We start from the raw sequence: 19,534 nt of genomic DNA, 5'->3' as shown, positions 1-19,534 counted from the left end.
ACACCCCTCTACCTGTCCGTACGACAAAGGCCGGTTCCTGTGACGTGGGTCACGAGAACCGGCCTTGGTCGGTGCGGGGTTCAGACTCCGGCGTACGAGTGCTTGCCGGAGACGAAGATGTTGACGCCGTAGTAGTTGAACAGCCAGCAGCCGAAGGCGATCAGGGCCAGGTAGGCGGCCTTGCGGCCCTTCCAGCCGGCCGTGGCGCGGGCGTGCAGATAGCAGGCGTAGCCGACCCAGGTGATGAACGCCCAGGTCTCCTTGGGGTCCCAGCCCCAGTAGCGGCCCCACGCGTCGCCCGCCCAGATCGCGCCCGCGATGATCGTGAACGTCCACAGCGGGAACACCGCCGCGTTGACCCGGTAGGCGAACTTGTCGAGCGAGGCCGACGCGGGCAGCCGGTCAAGGACCGAGTCCGCGAACTTGCCGGGCTTGCCGCCGGTCGCCAGCTTGTTCTCGTACGAGTCCTTGAACAGGTACAGGACCGTGGTGACCCCGCCCACGTAGAACACCGCTCCGCACAGGATCGCGGTGGAGACGTGGATGTACAGCCAGTACGAGTGCAGCGCCGGGACCAGCTGGTCGCTCGCCGTGTAGAGGACGGTGACCGCGAGGCCCAGGTCGAGCAGGACCGAGGTGATCAGGAACAGCCCGAGCCAGCGCACGTTCTTCTTCAGCGCCAGCAGCGTGAGGTACACGCCGACGGCCACCGTGGAGAAGGTGATGTTGAACTCGTACATGTTGCCCCAGGGGGCCCGCTCCACCGAGGCCGCGCGGGCGATCACGCCGCCCAGCTCGACCAGGAACGCGAGCACCGTGAGGGAGATGGCGATCCGGCCGTACATGTCGCCCTGCTCGTCACCACCGTGCGCGCCGGGCCCGTCGGGCACGTCACGCGCGCCGGCCGCGGAGCGCACGACGACCTGCGGGCGCTCCAGGACGGCGGTGCCGCCGTTCTTCTGGACGGTGACGGCCGGGCCCTTGGCCTTGGCCTTCGCCTCGGGCGTGAGCGCGGCGGCGGTGCGGCCGACCTTGCTGCGGCTGCCGAGGAGCCACTCCGCGATGTACGCGAAGAAGGCCAGGGTGTAGACGGCCATCGCGGAGTAGATCAGCGTGTTGCTGATGCTCGCGAGATTCTCGTTGGTGGCGGCGGCGAGAGTCATTTCTCAGCCCCTTCGGCAGATACGGCTTGAGGATCGGAGGGATCGGAGGAATCTGTGGGGACGGGCGCGCCCGGGGCCCGGTCGTAGAGGATCCCGGCGAGGTCGCCGAGTTCCTCGGGCACCTTCGCGGACTCGCTGCGGCCGAGACCGGCCATCTCGACGACCGTCACCCCGTCGTCGCCGCGCACGGCACGCACCCACACCCGGCGGCGCTGGATGAACAGGGAACCCGCCAGGCCGAAGATCGCGACGGTCGCGCCGCCCAGCGCCCACCCGCTCGCGGGCTGCTGGGTGACCTGGAAGTTCGCCCACTGCCGGGTGCCCTCGTAGGTGATCGAGCCCGCGCCGTTCGGCAGGGTCATGGTCTCGCCGGGCTTGAGGTTCTCCCGCACCTGCGCGCCCTTGGAGTCCTTGAACTCCTTCATGTGCGTCTTGTCGAGCTGGTACACGCTCTGCGGGATGCCCGAGTTGACGCCCAGATCACCGTGGAACGGGGTCAGGTTCAGCACCGGGTTGTTCAGCGCCGGGAACGTCGAGGCGGTCTCCATGCCCTGCGTGTACGTCGGCAGGAAGAAGGCCGAGATGCCCAGCTGCTCGCTGAGCCCCTTGGCGTCCCGGTAGCCGTCGAGGACCTTGATCACGCCGGTGGACGTCACATTGGAGTCCAGCGGCAGCAGCGGTACGGCGTCGCTGTAGACGACGTTGCCCTTGCCGTCGCGGACGGTGACGAAGGGCGCGTAGCCGTGCGCGGTGAGGTAGACCTTCGAGTCGCCGATCTCCAGCGGCTCGTTGACCTTGACGAGGGTCTTCCGGCCCTTGCCGTAGGCCCCGACGCGGTAGGTGATGGCGGCCTGGTAGACGCGCGGGGTGCCGGTGTTCGGGCCGCTCTTCTCGTAGGTGCCGGTGAACTTGTTCAGATCGAAGCTGAACGGCGTCAGGTCGTCGGTGCTGAAGAGGGTGCCGGACTTGAAGTCGTCGTAGGAGATGAGGGTGTTGGAGAAGCCGTCGCCCTCGACGATCAGCTTGTTGCCCTCGGTCTTGAAGAGCTGGCCCCAGGCGAAGGCGACCAGCATCACGATCAGCGCGATGTGGAAGGCCAGGTTGCCGACCTCGCGGAGGTAGCCCTTCTCGGCGGCGACGGCGTCCCCGGTGAGCTGCGCGCGGAAGCGGCGCTTCTTCAGCAGGGCGAGCGCGGCCTCGCGGACCTGCTCCGGCTCCGCCTGAGTGCGCCAGGTCGTGTACGCGGGCAGCCGGGTCAACCGCTTCGGCGCGCCCGGCGGGCGGCCGCGCAGCTGGCCCACGAACTGCCAGGTGCGGGGCACGATGCAGCCGATGAGGGAGATGAACAGCAGGATGTAGACCGAGGAGAACCAGGCCGAGCTGTAGACGTGGAAGAGGCCGAGCCGGTCGTAGATCGGCCCGAGCGTGTCGTGCGCCTGACGGAAGTCGGCGACCTTCGTGTCGTCCGTGCCCGACTGCGGGATCAGCGAACCGGGGATCGCGCCGAGCGCCAGCAGCAGCAGGAGCAGCAGCGCGACCCGCATGGAGGTGAGCTGACGCCAGAACCAGCGCGCCCAGCCGAGCACGCCCAGGCCGGGCATGTTCGCGAGCGAGTCGGCGGGCGCGGTGGACAGCTGGGAGCCGGCGGCCCCGAGATCCTGGTCGTCGGTCTTCGTCCCGTCGACCGTGGTCGTCCCGTCGACCGGGGTCGTCTCGTCGGTCGTCGTGGTCTTGCTCATCGATCAGATCCCCACAGTGAAGCCGGCGGACCAGGACTGGATGTCCTGCACAAGGCGGTCCCACGCACCGGTCAGCAGCAGCAGACCGGTCACGATCATCATCGTGCCGCCGATCCGCATCACCCAGACGTAGTGACGCTTGACCCAGCCGAAGGCGCCGAGCGCCTTGCGGAAGGCGACCGCGGCGAGCACGAAGGGCAGGCCGAGGCCGAGGCAGTAGGCGACGGTCAGTATGGCACCGCGGCCCGCGCTCCCCTGCTGGGAGGACAGGGCGATCACGGAGGCGAGGGTGGGGCCGATGCACGGGGTCCAGCCGATGCCGAACAGCGCGCCGATCAGGGGGGCGCTGACCAGTCCGGCGGCGGGCCGCTGATGGAAGCGGAACTCCCGTTGGGTCATCCAGGGCATCAGGCCCATGAAGAAGACGCCCATGACGATCATGAGCACGCCGAGCACCTTGGACAGGACGCCCTGGTTCTCCTGGAGCGTCTGACCGAAGTAGCCGAACAGGGCCCCGCTGGAGACGAACACCGCGGTGAAGCCGAGCACGAACAGGGAGGCGCCGGCGACCATCCGGCCGCGGCGGGCCTCGGCGAGGTCGGTGCCGGTGACTCCGGTGACGTACGACAGATAGCCGGGGACGAGCGGCAGGACGCACGGGGAGAAGAAGGAGACGAGACCGCCGAGGACGGCGACGGGCAGGGCGAGCAGCAACGCGCCGTTGAGCACGGTGCCGTTGTAGCCGTCCGCGGCGAGCAGGGTGACCGCGCTCACGTCACTTCTCCGCGAGGACGGGAGCGATCATCTTGCGCAGCCGCTCCTCGCTGAGCGCGGCCAGCGAGCGGGCGGCGATCTTCCCCTCCCGGTCTATGACCAGCGTGGAGGGGATGGCCTGCGGGTTGAGGGTGCCCTTCTTGAAGCGGAGCATCAGCTGCCCGGTCGGGTCGTACAGACTCGGGTAGGTGACGCCGAACTGCTTGTCGAAGGCGACGGCGTTGGCGGCCTTGGTGTCGCGCGTGTTGATGCCGACGAACTGGACGCCGTCCGCCTGGAGGTCCTGGTAGACCTTCTGGAAGCCCGGCGCCTCCGCACGGCACGGGGAACACCAGGAGCCCCACACGTTGAGGACGACGATCTTGCCCTTGTAGTCGGCGACGTCGAGCTGCTTGCCGTCGACGGTGTCGCCGGACAGGTCGGGGGCCGCGGCGCGCTCCCCCTTCTCCGCGGTGGAGATGCCGTCCTTGCCCATCACGAAGTTGGTGTCACCGCCTCCCCCGGCGGTGCCGCCGGAGGTGCACGCGGACAGCAACAGTGCGGCGACGGCTGTGCCGGCGGCCGTGGTCAGGGCGGCACGGCGCGAGCGGATCGAGGGGGTCGAGCACAGGGGGGCGCGGCTGGCGGCACTCATGTGAAAAGTTTCGCATGCCCGTTCTGGGGATCTTGCGCACCCCCCTTGCGGGCGGAAACCCGCATTTCAGGCGGCGGATGCGGAGGGGCCGGCGGAGCCGGAGGAGCTGGTGGAGCCGGGGGTGTTGTTGTCCTTGAGGAACGCCTTCCAGCCGGCGGCCGGCTGCTGCCCGACGTCGAGGGTGCGCAGCTGCTCCAGCACCTCCGGCTTCTGGACGTCCATCCAGTCCACGAACTGCCGGAAGGAGACCAGCCGGACGTCCGCGCCCTTCTCCTTCTCCGCCGCGATGTACTTGAAGGACTCCTCGACGGCGTCCATGTAGATGCCGCCGTTCCACTGCTCGAAGTGGTTGCCGACGAAGAACGGCGCACGGTTCGACTCGTATGCCCGCTTGAATCCCTGTATGTACGCCTGCGCGGACTGCTTGCGCCAGCCGGGGTAGTTGTGGCTGGGCGCCTTCGTCGAGTTGATCGACTGGTTGGCGAGCATGTTGTAGTCCATCGACAGGACCTCGAAGCTACGGCCGGGGAACGGTATCTGCTGCAGCGGCAGATCCCAGATGCCGTCCTTCTTCTGCGGCCACACCTGACGCCCGCCCGGCGAGGAGGCGTCGTAGCGCCAGCCGAGGGCGCGGGCGGTGGGCAGCAGGTTGTCCTGGCCGAGGAGACAGGGCGTGCGGCCGCCGACGAGTTCCTTGTCGTAGTCGAAGGGCAGCGCGGCCTCCTCCGTCCAGCCGGTGTTGGTCCGCCAGTTCTTCACGAACGACTTCGCCTGGTCGATCTCGCTGCGCCACTGCTTGGCCGTCCAGTTGCCGACCGTCCCGTGCCCGGAGCAGAAGTGCCCGTTGAAGTGGGTGCCTATCTCGTGACCCTCGAGCCAGGCGCGGCGGATGTTGGTGAGCGTCATCCTGACGTGCTCGTCGGTGAGGTAGCCGATGTCGGAGGCGCCGCGCGGGTTGTTCGGCGGGTCGTAGAGCCGCTTCTTCGACTCGGGCAGCAGATACAGCCCGGAGAGGAAGAAGGTCATGCTCGCGCCGTGCTCCTTGGCGAGGTCCAGGAAGCGCGGGAAGAGACCGTTGCCGACCTCGCCGGCGCCGTCCCAGGAGAAGACGACGAACTGCGGCGGCTCCTGGCCGGCCTCCAGCGGCACGGGCTTGTCCGGCTGGTGGGGCTGCTTGCCGGTGAAGGAGGTGGAGCCGTCGCCGAGGGGGCGCGCGGTGGCCTTGGGGCTACCGGAGGGACTCTTGCTCGATCCGCCCGACTTGGAGCCGTCGGCGGGGCTGGGGTCCGAGCTCGTGAGACTGCCGCAGCCCGTGAGTCCGGCAGCGGCGGCGGCCCCGGCACCGAGCCCCAGTGCTCCCCTTCGCGTGATCGTGCGCATGGCGTCCTCGTTCGTCAGTGCCTCTGGTGGTCACCCATTCAGAGGACACGACGAACGAGGGGGTTCCGCCGGTTGTTCCGGATTCGGTAACAGACAATCCGATTTAAGCCACGAGGTGGGAGGGGCGGTGAAGGTCGTGAAGGAAGGTGGTGGCCAGGCCCTGTCCGGCCCGACCGGTCCTAGGCTCCGAAGGCCTTGCTCTTGCCCTTCACGGGCTTGGCGCCGGCGCGCAGATGGACCGGCACGAGGTCGATGGCGGGCTCCGCGTAGCCGACGGACACGATCCGGTCGCCCTGGTACGTGAAGGTCGTCAGCGAGGCGAGCGTGCACTGCCGTTTGCGCGGGTCGTGCCACAGCCGCCGCCGCTCGACGTAGGACCGCACGATCCAGATCGGCAGCTGATGGCTGACCAGCACGGCCTCATGGCCGCGTGCCGCGTCCTTGGCCGCGTCGAGCGCGCCCATCATGCGGACGACCTGGTCCACATACGGCTCGCCCCACGACGGCTTGAACGGGTTGACGAGATGCTTCCAGTTCTCCGGGTTCTTCAGGGCGCCGTCGCCCACCCCGAAGGTCTTGCCCTGGAAGACGTTGTCGGCCTCGATGAGCCGCGGGTCGGTGGCCAGGTCGAGACCGTGCGCCTTGGCGATCGGCGTCGCCGTCTCCTGCGCCCGCTCCAGCGGGGAGGCGACCACATACGTGACGTCGCGGGGCGCGAGGTGCTCGGCGACCCGGTCGGCCATCTGCCGGCCCAGCTCGGAGAGGTGGTAACCGCCGAGCCGGCCGTAGAGGACGCCGTCGGGGTTCTCGACCTCGCCGTGCCGCATCAGGTGGACGACGGTGAGGTCGCTGTTGCTCTTGGGGCTGGTCATGCTGCTGTGGCCTCCGCAGCCGCTCGGGCCGCCGCCGGAAGGGCGTCGGCGATTCTCTGGACGGCCGCGTCGTCGTGGGCCGTGGACACGAACCAGGACTCGAAGGACGACGGCGGCAGATAGACGCCGTTCGCCAGCAGCGAGTGGAAGAAGGCGTTGAAGCGGAACGACTCCTGCGTCTTCGCGTCCGCGTAGTTGCGGACGGGCCGGTCCGTGAAGAAGACGGAGAACATGTTGGAGGCGCTCTGCAGCGTGTGCGCGACGCTCTCCTTGGTCAGCGCCTCCGACACCAGCGACTGGATCCGGCTGGAGACGGCGTCGATCCTGGCGTACGCGTCCTCGTCGAGCAGCCGCAGCTGGGCGAGCCCGGCGGCGGTGGCGACCGGGTTCCCCGAGAGCGTGCCGGCCTGGTAGACGGGCCCGGCGGGCGCGAGGTGCGCCATGATGTCGGCCCGCCCGCCGAACGCGGCGGCGGGGAAGCCCCCGCCCATGACCTTCCCGAAGGTCATGAGATCCGGCCGCACCCCGTCGATCCCGAACCAGCCGCTCCGACTGGTCCGGAACCCGGTCATGACCTCGTCGGAGATGAAGAGCGCGCCGTTGTTCGCGCAGGCGTCCTTGAGCCCCTGGTTGAACCCGGGCAGCGGCGGCACGACGCCCATGTTGCCCGGCGAGGCCTCGGTGATCACACAGGCGATCTCACCGGGATGCCGGTGGAAGGCCTCCTGCACGGCTTCCAGGTCGTTGTACGGCAGGACGATGGTGTCGGCGGCCTGGGCTCCCGTGACACCGGGGGTGTCGGGCAGCGCGAAGGTGGCCACCCCGCTCCCGGCCGAGGCGAGCAGCGAGTCCACATGCCCGTGGTAGCAGCCGGCGAACTTGATCACCTTGGCGCGCCGGGTGAAGCCACGGGCGAGCCGGATGGCCGACATGGTGGCCTCGGTACCGCTGGAGACGAGCCGCACCTGCTCCAGGGGCGCGATGCGCTCGACCATCTCCTCGGCGAGCGCGACCTCGCCCTCACCGGGGGTGCCGAAGGAGGTGCCGCGGGAGACGGCGTCCTGGACGGCCGCGATGACCTCGGGGTGGGAGTGCCCGAGGATCATGGGACCCCAGGAGCAGACCAGGTCGACGTACTCCCGGCCGTCGGCGTCGGTCAGATACGGCCCCGTACCGGACACCATGAACCGGGGCGTTCCCCCCACGGCGCGGAAGGCACGCACCGGGGAGTTCACCCCGCCGGGCGTGACGACGGACGCGCGGTCGAACAGCGCCTGCGAGACAGGCGCATCGTATGAATAGGGCAGTTCGCTCATGACCTGCGGCTTCTCCGACCTTCTCCGACTTGCTGGGCTCCGGTGCCAATGACCTCCCAGGGTAGGCCAGCGACTACGAAGGCAGCCGAGCCCCGCCCCGGGCCGGGGGGCCTGGGCCCCTTCCCCTCTCATCCTCCACTCGGCCATCTGCGAAACTGAGTCGGAACGGGCCTGATAGACGTAGCTCACACCGACCGTGTGTCGAGGGGCTGCGAAGATCCTGCGGACAGGTGTTTCAACGCACGTTTCGGCGAGCGACCGTGGGGGAGGTCACTGACACGATGATCGGGTTGCGCGGCGGGACCACGCGGCCTAGAAAAGCAGTCGGGTGGAGATATGCATCGCGGTGGCGGACTGGGCGAGGGGACTGACGATCTGGGTCCTCGACGTGCCCAGCGGGGAAGGCACCGGCGCGACGCGGAGGAAGCAGGCGAAGCGCGTCGGACACAGGCACAAGATGTACCGAATGAGCCCGAACGGATCGACCGGCGTGTTGACCAACGGGTCGACCGCCTCCGGGCGGGGAGCAGGAATGGTGGTCGGGTGGGGGTGACGTACAAGTACTTCGGCGCGCCGGACGGCGCGACCGCGGCCCGTGTGCCGATCTCGATGCGCCCCGAGGAACTCGGCGGCGACGAGCTCGGCATGAACGGCATGTTCACCAAGATCAAGCCGGAGACGATGGCCGCGATGGTCCTGACCGGCATCGAAGGCGTCCCGCTCCACAAGGTGCCCCCACTGGAACTGGTCGTCCTGCACCCCGACTACGCGGTCGTGAAGCTCCCCATGACGGTGGTCGACCCGCTCCGCGACATCGGCGAGGAAGCGGTCGGCGCGGCAGCCTTCATCTGGTCCACGGTCCCGGACCGCGGCGGCCCCCGAGACGCGTTCAACGTCTACCAGCTGCTCCACGAATGGCAGGACTTCAGCCACCGCCTGCACGAGGCAGGCCACCAGCCTTATTGCCTGGTCTGGCCCTGAGCCGAGGTTCTGCACGAAAGCGGGCGGGGTAGCGGGCGGGGTTCTCGAACCCCGCCCTTGTCACGCGCCCGGTCGGCTACACCGGGATGATCTCCGGCCACCACGGAGGGACGTTTCCCTCGCAGATCGGTGACGGGTAGGAATCCAGGACACCGATCCACGCGATCATTCCCCAGGCGATGCCCACGCTCGCGCAGATTGCAGCGGCGTATGCCCATTTCATTCCTCTGGTGCCGAGGAATTTAAGAATGAGGCCCCATACCGAAGAGAGCAGGGCCCATATCAGAAGAAAGCAAAAAAGCAGGACCGCGCCGTTGGCCGAGCCGTTGCCGACGTCGCATGAGCGCCAGATGCCGGCGACCGCCCAGACCGTCGCCCCTGCCACCATCCCACCGGCGCCCAAAGGCAACAGGCACCCGACGCGGCGAGTGGCAGCCTCCATGATGTCTCCTCAATGCATGGTTCGAACGAAAAAAAGCCTGGGCGCCGCCAACGTTAGCGGCACCCAGGCTGGACGGTCTACGAGTGCCTCACCTGCGTAGCACCCTTGTCATACAGTTCCTTGACCGTGTCGACTATGGCCGAGTGGAACTGCTCTCGCGTCAGGTCGACTCCGTACTCCTCGTACAGTTCGACCCCTGCTCTCATCGTGATCTGGTCGCCGATGTCGTTTTCGCCGACCAGGAGCGGGTCCGCGACGGAGGCGCCGTCAATCAGGGTCTTCTCGTCGATCCCGGCCGCGGCTCCCACGTAGCCGTAGTGGACGTTCGACCAGATGTCGTAGTACGCCTCCAGGTCGGTGCCGGGAACGCTGGTGAAGAAGTCCGACTCGGCCAGGTCGAACTTCGCGGCGAGCTTCGGCTTGTGGTCCCATTCGCAGATCTTCGGGCATACCTTGGCGGTCCACATGGCGAGTGCCGCCTGTGTATCCGCGCCCATATTCCGGCCGAATGCGTCGTACCACTTCCAAGGCCGCAAAAGCCCCTTGATGCCCTTGACGTCGTCCGACACCACATTCGTCTTGAGTTCCGAGAACATATAGCTCTCGATCTCGTTGTAAAGCTCCTCGTTGCCGGACTTCTTCTTGGGAAGCGGCTCGGGGCCCTTCTGGAACGTGACGGAGGCGACGGACTTGTTGCCCGTCTTCTTCACCGTCACCGTCATCGTTCCCACGATGGGGATGTAGACGGAGTAGGTCTTCGTGGAGTGGTAGACCCAGGTCCCGTTCGGGCCCATCGTCATGTAGTCCCGGTAGCTGCCGCCCTTGCCGTCGCTGCACCCGCGCTCGCAGTCCGTGATCGGCCGCAGGCCGGTCGGGTCGGACTTGGTGACGGGGGTGTTGTTGGCGTAGGCGTAGCCGTTGAGGGACTCGTGGTCGTCGGGGGCGAGGACGGGGTCGACGGAGAGGAAACGGCCGACGGCCGGGTCGTACTCACGGGCGCCGATGTGGGTCAGGCCGGTGCCCGCGTCGGCGGGTTTGCCCAGGAAGCCCTTGTCGTCGGGCCAGGCCGAGGGCGTCGTGCCGCGGGCCTCGCCGAAGGGCTTGGTGTAGCGGCGGGTGACGGCCTGGGTGGTGGCGTCGATCGTCATCGAGGCGGTGCCGTGGTGGTCGTCGACCATCCAGGACAGACCGGTCTCGGTGCGGACGGCGGTGGCGTCGCCCGACGGGTAGTACCGCTGGGCGGCGAACTTCTTGGCGGCCGTGTCGTAGTGGAGTTCCTGACCGGCCAGGTAGAGGACGGTCTTGACGGAGCCGCGGCGGATCAGGAGTTCGCCGTTGGCGTCGTAGAGGTAGTCGGTGGTCTCCGTGCCCTGGGTGAGCTGGGCGAGTTCTCCTTCGATGTCCCAGACGAGGCTCTGCGCGGCGCCGGTGACGCCGTAGCGCTTGGTGGTGTTGCCCTGGTCGTCATAGGTGTACGACTTCGCGGCAGCGCTGCCCACGGTGACGGAGGTCAGCGTGTGGGGCTGGCCGCCGCCGGTGGCGTTGACGGCCGGGTAGCCGTAGGCGGTCGTGGTGTCACCGGTGGCCTTGTGCTCGATCTGGGTGTCGCGCAGGCCGCCCGGCTTGTAGGTCCAGGAGTTCCAGTACGGGGCCGGTCCGCCGAGAGCGCTCGACGAGCGGGCGGTGGCGCAGTCGTTGGAGGACGGGGTCCAGGCCTCGGTCAGTCGGCGGTAGCCGTCGTAGGCGAAGCACTGGGTGTCCTTGCCACCCACCTTGTCGGTGATCGACTTGACGTTGCCGCTGGCGTCGTAGGCGTAGTCGACGTCGCTGGTGTAGCCGGTGTTGGTCTGGTCGACGGTGTGGGAGTTGGCCAGTCGGCGCGTGCCGTCCTCGTAGCGGTTGAGGATCTGGAGCTGCTTGGCATCGGTGGAGGTGCCCAGGCGGGTCTCCTCGATCTCGCCGTACGGGGAGTAGCCGATGTTCTGGACGTAGTCGGTCATGCCCTCGGTGCCGGTGAGCATGCCGAGGTCGTTGTAGCTGTTGCCGACGGTCTCGGCGGGCAGGCCGCCCGCCGCGGGCATCGAGGTGGACTGGACGGTGCCGTCCCTGTTGTAGACGGACGTGGTGGTGAAGGTCTGCGGCGCGCCGGCGACGACCAGGGCGTCGGTGGCGGCGATGACGGTCTTGGTGCCCTTGGTGCGGCCGAGCGCGTCGTAGCCGGTGAAGACCTGGGAGTAGATCTTGCCGGTGGTGCCGCCGACGTACCGGATCGCGGCCGTCGGGAGACCCTTGGCCAGGCTGTCGAAGGTGAACTTGGTCAGGCGGTGGTCGTCGTCCTTGACGCCGTCCCAGGTGCCGACCTTGCGGCCCAGCTCGTCGTAGTCCGTGATCAGGGTGCGCGAGACGCCGTTCACCAGCGACGTGGTGCTGATCGGCTGGTCGGCGTCGTTGTAGGCGGTGGTGACCGTGCCCTTGTCGGGGTCGACGGAGGTGGTCTTGCGACCGCGCAGGTCGTAGTCGTACGACCAGACGGAGCCGTCCGGGCCGGTCATCTTCTCGACCTTGCCGTCGGGCGTGTACGCGTACAGCGTGCGGCTGTAGTCGCTGCCGGTCGGGGCGGGGCCGCCGTACTCACGGCGCTCGACGGTCCTGCCGCGGGCGTCGGTGACGACCAGCGTGCCGGTGCCGCCCGTGGCCGCGGTGACGGCGGTGCGGTCGCCCTGGTAGGCGGTCTTGGTGCGCCACTTCTCCTGGTCGTAGACCCGGAAGACCGTCTCCGTGGCACGGCCGGCGGCGTCGAAGACCGTCTCGGTGGAGGCGGGGACGGAGCCGGGGAAGGTGTTGGCGAGCGTGCCCGAGGGCGCGTTGTTGTCGTGGACCTGCTCGTTGGTGATGTAGGCGAGGCCGCGGTCGTCGTAGAGGGTCTCGGAGATCACCCGGCCGCCGTTCGGCGCGGGCGTCTGCTTCTGGCGGGAGCGCAGCAGACCGTCGAAGATCTCGTAGGAGCTGTTGTAGGTCTTGCCGTCGTTCTTGAGAGCGTCGGTGCGGACCCAGGTCTCCTTGTCGTTGTTGATGCTGTAGGCGTAGACGATGCTGGCGGCGTCCCCGAGCCCGCGGGAGCGGTTCGGCTTCCAGACCGAGACCAGGCGGCCGAGCGCGTCCAGGGACCACTCGGTGACGTTGCCGTTGGCGTCGGTGGTCTTGGTGGCCGTGCCCCAGGCCGGGTCCACCTCGGCGGTGGAGGCGTAGAGCTTCGCGTCGATGGTCGTCTTGGACGTCAGCGGGCCGTAGCCGGTGTCGTCGGGGACGTAGGTGTTCTTGACCGTCTGGTTGAGGGCGTTGGTCGCGGTGGCCGGACGGCCCAGCTTGTCGTAGGTGGAGCCGGAGACCTGCTGGTAGACGGGCTTCTTGTCGGTCGCGCCGTAGCTCGCGACCCGGTAGGAGGCGCTGACCTCGCCCTTGGTGGGCGCCACGCCGACCGCCTGGCCGTCGTAGGCCTTGGTGATGTCGGAGACGGCGTGGTCGGGGATCGTCGGCGTGGTCGCGCAGGAGACCGAGTAGGTCTCGGTGCGCGAGACCGCATTCACCAGCCAGGCCGAGGTGTTGCGCGCGTAGCTGGTGCGCACACACGTCTCGTCGCCGGTCTTGGCCGCGTCGCCGCTGTCGTCCACCGTGAGCAGCATGCCGTACGTGGTGTCGTACGTGGACTTCTGCTTGACCGTGCGGGTGCCGGTGGAGGTCGTGGTGCGGTTGGCGGTCTCACCGGGCTGGACGATCCAGGAGTCGGTGGTGCCCCAGCTGTAGGTGTGGCTGCCGGTCTTGTGGGACCAGGGCGTGTTGATCGTGCCGCTGACCTCTTCGGCGCCGTTGTAGACGATCGTCTCGCGGACGAAGCCGGCGTACTGGCGGGAGTCGTCGAGTGCGGTGCCGGCGGAGTCGGTGACCTTCTCCACCCGGGAGGTGCCGTCGAGTTCCTTCTCGCCGTTCAGGCCACGCATGTAGAGCGTGGACTTCTTGGAGCGCGGGCCCTCGTCGGTGTCGCCGGAGGTCTCGACGACCTTGCCGTAGCCACGCCACTGCGACCAGGTGCGGTTGGACGCCTTGGTCAGGCCCTCGTCGTCGGCGTAGGCCCAGCCCGCGCCGCCCTGGTAGTCGTAGTACGTCTCGCCGGTGTCGCCGTGGCCGTAGGGGTCGTCCTGGAAGACGGAGGTGACCACGTACTTGTGGAACCAGTCGAGGACCGGGGTCGCTCCGGACTGGGACCACTTGACCGGGAAGCAGCGGCGGGTGTTCTTGTCGACGTCCGCCGGCATGCTGGAGCCCCAGATGCAGTCGGGGCCGGAGTAGTTGGCGGTGAGGGTGGAGCCGGTCTCGGACTTGATGGTCCGCACCCGCCACTTGATGTAGCGCAGGGTGTCCGGGCCGCTGCCCTCGACGTGGTTGGAGAGCTGGATGCCGCCGAAGACCACCGGCGGCATCGCGGCGGCCGTGGTGTTGGCCTTGCCGGTGTTCTGGATGGACTTCAGCCACAGGCTCGCCGAGGAGGCGTCGCCGGTGTCGGGGAAGCTCTGGTCCAGGTGCCAGGTGTCGACGTCGCGCTGGGTGGTGCCGGCGCCGGTCCACACCGAGGTGGTGACGTCGGTGAGGCGCTTGCGGGTGAAGAACGCCGGGCCGATCTGGGTGGTGCACTTGGTGCTCGCCGCGCAGATCATGTCGAAGGGCACGTCGGGCCAGTTGGCCTTGGTGTCCTTGGTCAGGTCGGTGCAGCCGCCCGAGACGACGCAGCGCTCGGCGTAGGCGAAGCGGACCTGCTGGGCGGCGGGCTTGGCGTAGATCAGGTCGCTGCGCAGGCCGTACTCGATGCGGTTGAGGTAGCCGCCGCGGGTGTAGGCGGTGCCGTTGACGGCGGTGTCGGCGTTCTTGGAGTAGTAGTTCGTCTCCTTGCCGTACCAGTACGTGGAGGCGTTGCCGTGGGTGTCGACGACGTAGTCCAGGTTCCAGCGCCAGGCCTGGTTGCAGAAGGAGTCGGCGAAGCCGGTGGACTTGTAGCAGGGCTCCCCGGAGTCGTCGCCGAAGACCGGGACGGTGAACACCGAGTTGGTGACCGGGTCGTCGGCGGCGGTGCCGTTGTCGCTCCAGCCGGGCAGGCGCTGCTTGCCGAAGAAGTACTGGGTGCCGGACACGTCCGTCACCTTCCAGTACTCGGTGTTGTCGTCGCCGTTGCCGGTGGCGCCGGTCAGGTGCTCGACGCGGGTGCCGTCCTCGTTCTTCAGCTTCCACGAGCCGCCCGACGCCTCGGACAGGGCCGCGGCGTCACAGGCAGCCTTGTCGGCGCAGGCGTTGACCAGCTCCACGGCCTTGCCGTTGAGGACCAGCGTGGAGTTGGCGTACTTCCAGCACAGGTCGCCCTTGCCGGACTGGCCGTCTTCCTTGCAGGAGCCGTACTTGCGCTCGATGTAGGACTCGGTGATCGAGAAGCCTTCGCCGACCACCGAGGTCTGGCTGTTCTCCCCGGCCGTGCGGCCGTCCACCGAGGCGGAGTCGTAGGAGATCGACAGGTTCGGGGACGGGCCGGCCGTCGCCGGGGGAACCCGCAGCGGGTAGTTCCAGGTGAAGTCGCCCGTGCTGCCGCCGGCCTCCCAGGTCGCGGTCGGGGACAACGGGGTGGCGCTGTAGTCGCCCCCGCCGCCCGAACTGTCCGCAGCCGCAGCCAGCAGCATCGGGGTACGGGTGCTGACGGTGCCGGTCACGGTCTGGGACGCGGCGTCGTTTCCCGCGCCCGGCACTGGGGTCTGGGTGCGGCAGGCCTTCTTCTCCGGGGTGGTCAGCGCACACGCCGGGAGCGTCACCAGGCTCAGCCGGGGGCCGAAGTTACCGCCGTAGACGTCCTTGAAGGAGGCGTAGCTCAAGGAGACCCGGAGCTTGTCGCTGTCGCCCTTGCCGGACACGGCTGCCGCCGGTGCGACGGTGAGCAGGACGCCGTTGACGCCCGCCTTCTTCGCCGCCGCCGAGGACTGGACGCCGAGCGCCACCCGTTCGGCCGGGCCGGAGGCCACCGCCCGCTTCTTCGCAGCCTTGGCCGCCGGGGCGGCCGGCACCTGGGCCAGCCTGATCCCGAGCCCGCCCACGCTGACCGCGGCCTCGCCGGTCGCCGCGACCTCGGCCGTGGCCTTGCCGGGCCCCGGCCAGGCGGCCTTCTTCACCCGCTCACGGGTCTGCTGGGCGGCAGGGGCAGCCTTGTCCTTCGGGGACTTGGAGACGCCGGCCCTGAGCACGCCGACCTTGTCGATCTTCGCGTCGGCCGGATCCTCCAACTTCCTGCCGGCCGCCGGAGTCTGGGCCTGGGCGGCGAAGTCGTACCCCGAGGGAGTCACGAGCTGTGGGAGGAGGGACAGGGAGAGGACGAGCCCGCCACGGCCGAGCCAGCGGCGGACGACCGCCCCTGGCAAGCGTTTGCGGAAGGGTCTTGGAGACACGGTGATTTCCCCCGGTGTTCGGAAACGGGAATGGTCAGGCGAAAGAGGCAGCGCGAGGCAGGGCAGGGCGGGCAACTGCGCCCGCCCTGCCCGTCCCTCGGCTGCTACTGCTCGGTGTTGCGCCGGTCGGCAATCGCGTCGGTGGAAGTGGCTCCGGCCCAGACGCGGACGCTGTCGATCGCCCCGGGGAAGTAGCGCGCGGCGGCGCCGTTGATCTTCGCCCGGCCGATCTCGAACGCTCCGCCGCCCTGCCAGGGGGCCGAGTAGGGCACCCCGTCCTCGTCACCCATCAGGGCGCTGTCGACGTAGAGCTTGAGCGCGCCGAGCTTGGAGGTGTCGTCGGGGTCGGCCGCCGCCTGGGCGTCGTGGACGACCGTCAGCATGACCGGCACGCCCAGCTGGGCCGTGGTCAACGCGTCGGACTCGTTCTCGGTCCAGACCGCCCCGGTGCCGTCCTTGTCGGGACGGCCGAACGTCCACCGGCCCTGGGTGCTGCCGGCCGGCTGCTCGTACCAGACGCCCCAGGAGGACTGGCTCGTCCCCGACTGGCCGAACACCTGCACCGCGTACGACTTACTGGTGTCGGCGAGCTTGGCCGGGTCCAGCGTCACCCAGGCGGTCGCGGTGAAGGAACCGGAGTCGTCGACGACCGGACCGGTGGCCGTGGCGTACGCGCTGGTGCCGTTCAGGGTCATCCGCTGCGTGGTCGTGACCTCTTCGCCGATGTCCGGGTCGCCGGTGGTGAACTGGGTGAGCGCGGCCCCGTTGAGGGTGAGATTGCGGCCGAAGCCGCTGGTGTCCTTGACCGTGCTGCCGGTCGCGTTGGCGATGTCCGTGGCGTCCCACTTGGCGACGAGCGTCGGGACCGGGTCCCCTGAGGTGCCGTCGCTGAGGTCCTCGTCCTCCAGCCAGGCCTCGTGGGCGACCTCGGTGTCCGCGAGCGCACGGGACCAGACCTTCACCTCGTCGATGGTTCCGGCGAAGTTCTCCTTGCCGGCTGCGGCGTGCCACAGCCGTCCGACCTGCAGGTTTCCGGACGCCTTCCACGGGGTCACCGTGAACGGCGTCGGATTGCCCTGCGGAACGCCGTTGACGTAGAGCTGGATGGTCTGCGCCGCCGCGTCGTAGACGCCGGTCAGGTGGGTCCAGACGTTCAGGACGGGCGGCTTGGTGCCGATGGAGCGGGTGATGGCGGGTTCGACGACGTCCGTCTGGTGGCGGTTGAAGATCCAGGCGTTGTACGCGGTGGAGTAGTACAGCTGGAACCCGGAGGCGTTCGTGCCGGCCTGGGACAGGACGGTGTAGTTGACGTCCTTCTTCGTCAGCCGCGCCCAGGCCGAGACGGTGAAGGACTTGGTGGTGTCCAGGACCGCGCCGGAGGTGGCGAGGTAGGCGCTCGTGCCGTTGAGCTTGGCCGCGCCGGAGCCGCTGCGGGCGAGCGGGTCCCAGGTCGCCCCCGAGGAGGTCAGCGGGTGCTGGGTGGCGGTGGTGGAGTCGGTCAGGGCGTTGTCCAGGTGCCAGATCCCCGAGGGCTGCTCGGCGCCCTTCACCAGGAAGCTGTAGTACCCGGTGAGCGAGCTGTGGCCGGCCGCGTCGTAGCCCCAGACCTGGACGGTGTTCTCACCGGCCTGGTTCGGCGTGATCGACTGGGTGTGCGCCGCGCCCTTGGCGACGGGGATCGGCGGGGAGACCGCGCCGCTGTTCAGCTTCCACTTGTAGCTGACGACGTCCGACTGGATGCCGGCGGTGTTGGGGTTGGTGTCCGCGGGGGTGAAGGTGAACTTGCCCGGCGTGCCCACCCCGCCCGCGGCCGGGTCGGTCTCGGCCGGCTTGTAGACGCCGTCCGCGCTGGTCACCACCGGGGGCGGCGGCGAATCGGTGTCGACGCGGAAGTAGCACCAGGAGGACCAGGCCGAGTCCAGGACCCCGGTCACGCCCCGGTCCGTCTTGTAGTACGCCTGCGTCTTGACCCGCATCCGGTAGTCCGTCTGCGCGGCAAGCGCGGTGGAGGTCGCGTTGCGGGGGGCGTTGTCGGCCACCCACGCGCCGTCCGGCGAGGCCGCGTACCAGGCGCGGCTGGAGCCGTCGGCCTTCCACACCTCGAACAGGGCGCGCAGCTGGGAGTTGGCGGCGTCGGCCGACTGCACCGTGGCGAGCATCTTCGGCGTGGTGTCGCTGGTGGCGAAGGGCAGCGTGGAGGCGTTGCAGGCCCGGCCGGTGGTGCCCTGCTGGACGCCGTACGAGGTCGGCTTGCCCGGGTAGGAGACGTAGGTGACCGACAGCTTGGCGTCGTTGCGGAACCGCGCCCAGGCGCCTCCGTCGGACTCGTCGTGCGCGGTCAGCGAGAAGGTGATCTGCGACTCCTTGTTCGCGGCGTAGGACGCGAGGGTCGTCGTCAGGTTCTCGTTGGTCTCCTCGTCCACGTTGTCGCTGAAGCGCACCCAGTTCGCGGGCTGCGACGGGCTGCACAGGCCGCCCCGCCCGTAGGCCACGTTCCGGTCGCCCATCAGGTCCACTCCGGTGGGGCGGGACGACCAGGTGGTGCTGGAGGCGATGCCCTTGTTCACACGGCTGAGGTCGTACCAGTGCGGATCACAGGTGAAGGTCCACTCCTGGTACACCTCCATCGTCGCGTCCAGGATCTTCTTTCCGTGGATCGACGAGAGCGGGTACTCGAAGTACATGCGCTGGGTGTACGGGCTGTTGGAGCAGAGGTAGCCGGCGTAGTTGGAGCAGCGCCCCACGCCTTTGTCCCCGTCGAACTTCCAGTACTTGGTGCCGTTGGAGGCCAGCGCCGTCCAGTCGCCCAGCGCGATGCCCTTGGTGGGCGGGTCGATGTAGAGCGGGAAGACGGTGTCGTCGCCGTGCAGCAGGGCCGGGTCGGGTGTGATCTCCAGGGCGGTGGCGGTGACCTTGAGCGGGAGCTCGGCCGCCGCGTCGCCGCTGCTCGGGGCCTCGACGGGGGCCGGCTCGCCCTCGGCGGCGGGCAGCGGGGTCGCTTCGTCCGCCGTCTCCGTCGAGGCGGCGGTGCGGACGAGTTGCGTGCTCACGCCGGTCGTCGCGGCGCCGTCGGCCGGGGTGTCGCCGGCCGAGTCCCACATCTGTCCCGCCGGGCTCTGGAAGACCGGGGCGCCGTCGCCGTCGCGTGCGACGAAACCGCCGTCGGCCGTCGGGGCGATGTCCAGGCCACCGGCGGAGAGGGTCATCCTGATCGTCGCGAGCGCCGGGTTCTTCGCCGCCTCCGCGGTCTTGACCACGAGCACCGAGGTGTAGCCGGAGCTCAGCGCGGTCAGTCGCAGGTCGACGTCCGGAAGGACTCCGGCGTAGGTGGCGGTGGCGCCGTCGAGCCGGGGCGCGGGGAGCGTGGTCGGCCAGCCGAACCGCAGTTCGTGCCCGTCGTCCTCGAGAGTGACCAGTCCGTGCCCGCTGCCGCCGCCCGAGAAGGTGAGGTCGGCCGTCGTGTTCCTCGCCCGCACCGAGCCGTCGGCCTCGCGCACGAGGGTGGTGTCGATGGCGGCCCAACTGCCGTCGTCCTGCCGGGCCCGGACCGGGGCCGCGTTCATCTCCTGTGTGAAGGTGCCGTCCGGGTTGGCGAAGACCTGGGACGACTCGTCGGTCGCCGCGTCCACGGCCACCCGCTCACCGGTCTTCGCCGCGCGGGCGCTCGCCTCCGACTCCGGAGTCCGGTCCGCCGCCACCGAGGCCGTCGCGTCGTCGGCGGCTGCGGGAGTCACCCCGGCCGCCGGAACCACACCCC

General features: G+C 69.1%; 11 protein-coding genes. 1 reads left to right on the top strand and 10 read right to left on the bottom strand.

What is annotated here, in order from left to right:
• Positions 1–80: 80 nt before the first annotated feature.
• From ccsB to hemL, 7 genes are all read right to left on the bottom strand, one after another.
• Positions 81–1,163: a c-type cytochrome biogenesis protein CcsB gene (gene ccsB, locus ABZ725_RS00345; protein WP_351904256.1), complete on the bottom strand. Its 1,083-nt coding sequence runs from the start codon at positions 1,161–1,163 to the stop codon at positions 81–83.
• The gene (locus ABZ725_RS00340; protein WP_358800656.1) at positions 1,160–2,902 is read right to left on the bottom strand and encodes a cytochrome c biogenesis protein ResB; all 1,743 of its coding nucleotides are present in this window, start codon (positions 2,900–2,902) and stop codon (positions 1,160–1,162) included. Before ABZ725_RS00340 ends, ccsB begins: the two co-directional genes overlap by 4 nt.
• Positions 2,903–2,905: 3 nt before the next feature.
• Entirely contained in the window at positions 2,906–3,676 is a 771-nt protein-coding gene (locus tag ABZ725_RS00335) for a cytochrome c biogenesis protein CcdA (protein ID WP_358800655.1), read from the bottom strand.
• A 1-nt stretch (position 3,677) separates the two neighbouring features.
• Positions 3,678–4,310, bottom strand: coding sequence for a TlpA disulfide reductase family protein (locus tag ABZ725_RS00330; protein ID WP_358800654.1), 633 nt, complete (start codon positions 4,308–4,310; stop codon positions 3,678–3,680).
• A gap of 66 nt (positions 4,311–4,376) precedes the next feature.
• The gene (locus tag ABZ725_RS00325; RefSeq protein WP_358800653.1) at positions 4,377–5,690 is read right to left on the bottom strand and encodes a hypothetical protein; all 1,314 of its coding nucleotides are present in this window, start codon (positions 5,688–5,690) and stop codon (positions 4,377–4,379) included.
• A 179-nt stretch (positions 5,691–5,869) separates the two neighbouring features.
• The gene (locus ABZ725_RS00320; RefSeq protein WP_351904270.1) at positions 5,870–6,562 is read right to left on the bottom strand and encodes a histidine phosphatase family protein; all 693 of its coding nucleotides are present in this window, start codon (positions 6,560–6,562) and stop codon (positions 5,870–5,872) included.
• Positions 6,559–7,878: a glutamate-1-semialdehyde 2,1-aminomutase gene (gene hemL / locus ABZ725_RS00315; RefSeq protein ID WP_358800652.1), complete on the bottom strand. Its 1,320-nt coding sequence runs from the start codon at positions 7,876–7,878 to the stop codon at positions 6,559–6,561. Before hemL ends, ABZ725_RS00320 begins: the two co-directional genes overlap by 4 nt.
• Positions 7,879–8,421: 543 nt before the next feature.
• On the opposite strand from hemL, the gene ABZ725_RS00310 reads away from it, so the two are divergent.
• Positions 8,422–8,859 (top strand): hypothetical protein, encoded by a 438-nt coding sequence (locus tag ABZ725_RS00310; protein ID WP_010353923.1) that lies wholly within the window; start codon positions 8,422–8,424, stop codon positions 8,857–8,859.
• 76 nt (positions 8,860–8,935) lie between these two features.
• Here ABZ725_RS00310 and ABZ725_RS00305 read toward each other — a convergent pair whose 3' ends face one another.
• The 3 genes from ABZ725_RS00305 to ABZ725_RS00295 all read right to left on the bottom strand — a co-directional run bounded on the left by ABZ725_RS00305 (position 8,936) and on the right by ABZ725_RS00295 (position 19,412).
• Positions 8,936–9,301, bottom strand: a complete 366-nt coding sequence (locus ABZ725_RS00305; RefSeq protein ID WP_358800651.1) for a hypothetical protein — start codon at positions 9,299–9,301, stop codon at positions 8,936–8,938.
• Positions 9,302–9,378: 77 nt separating this feature from the next.
• Complete coding sequence (locus ABZ725_RS00300; protein ID WP_358800650.1) at positions 9,379–15,777, bottom strand: polymorphic toxin type 44 domain-containing protein; 6,399 nt, start codon at positions 15,775–15,777, stop codon at positions 9,379–9,381.
• 104 nt (positions 15,778–15,881) lie between these two features.
• Positions 15,882–19,412, bottom strand: a complete 3,531-nt coding sequence (locus tag ABZ725_RS00295; protein ID WP_358801339.1) for a LamG domain-containing protein — start codon at positions 19,410–19,412, stop codon at positions 15,882–15,884.
• Between the last annotated feature and the right edge of the window lie 122 nt (positions 19,413–19,534).

This window comes from Streptomyces sp. NPDC006872 (assembly GCF_040635845.1).
In the GTDB taxonomy this organism is placed as follows: Bacteria; Actinomycetota; Actinomycetes; order Streptomycetales; family Streptomycetaceae; genus Streptomyces.
The sequence above is the reverse complement of the archived record's forward strand: the minus strand, read 5'-3'. Positions and strand labels throughout refer to the sequence as shown.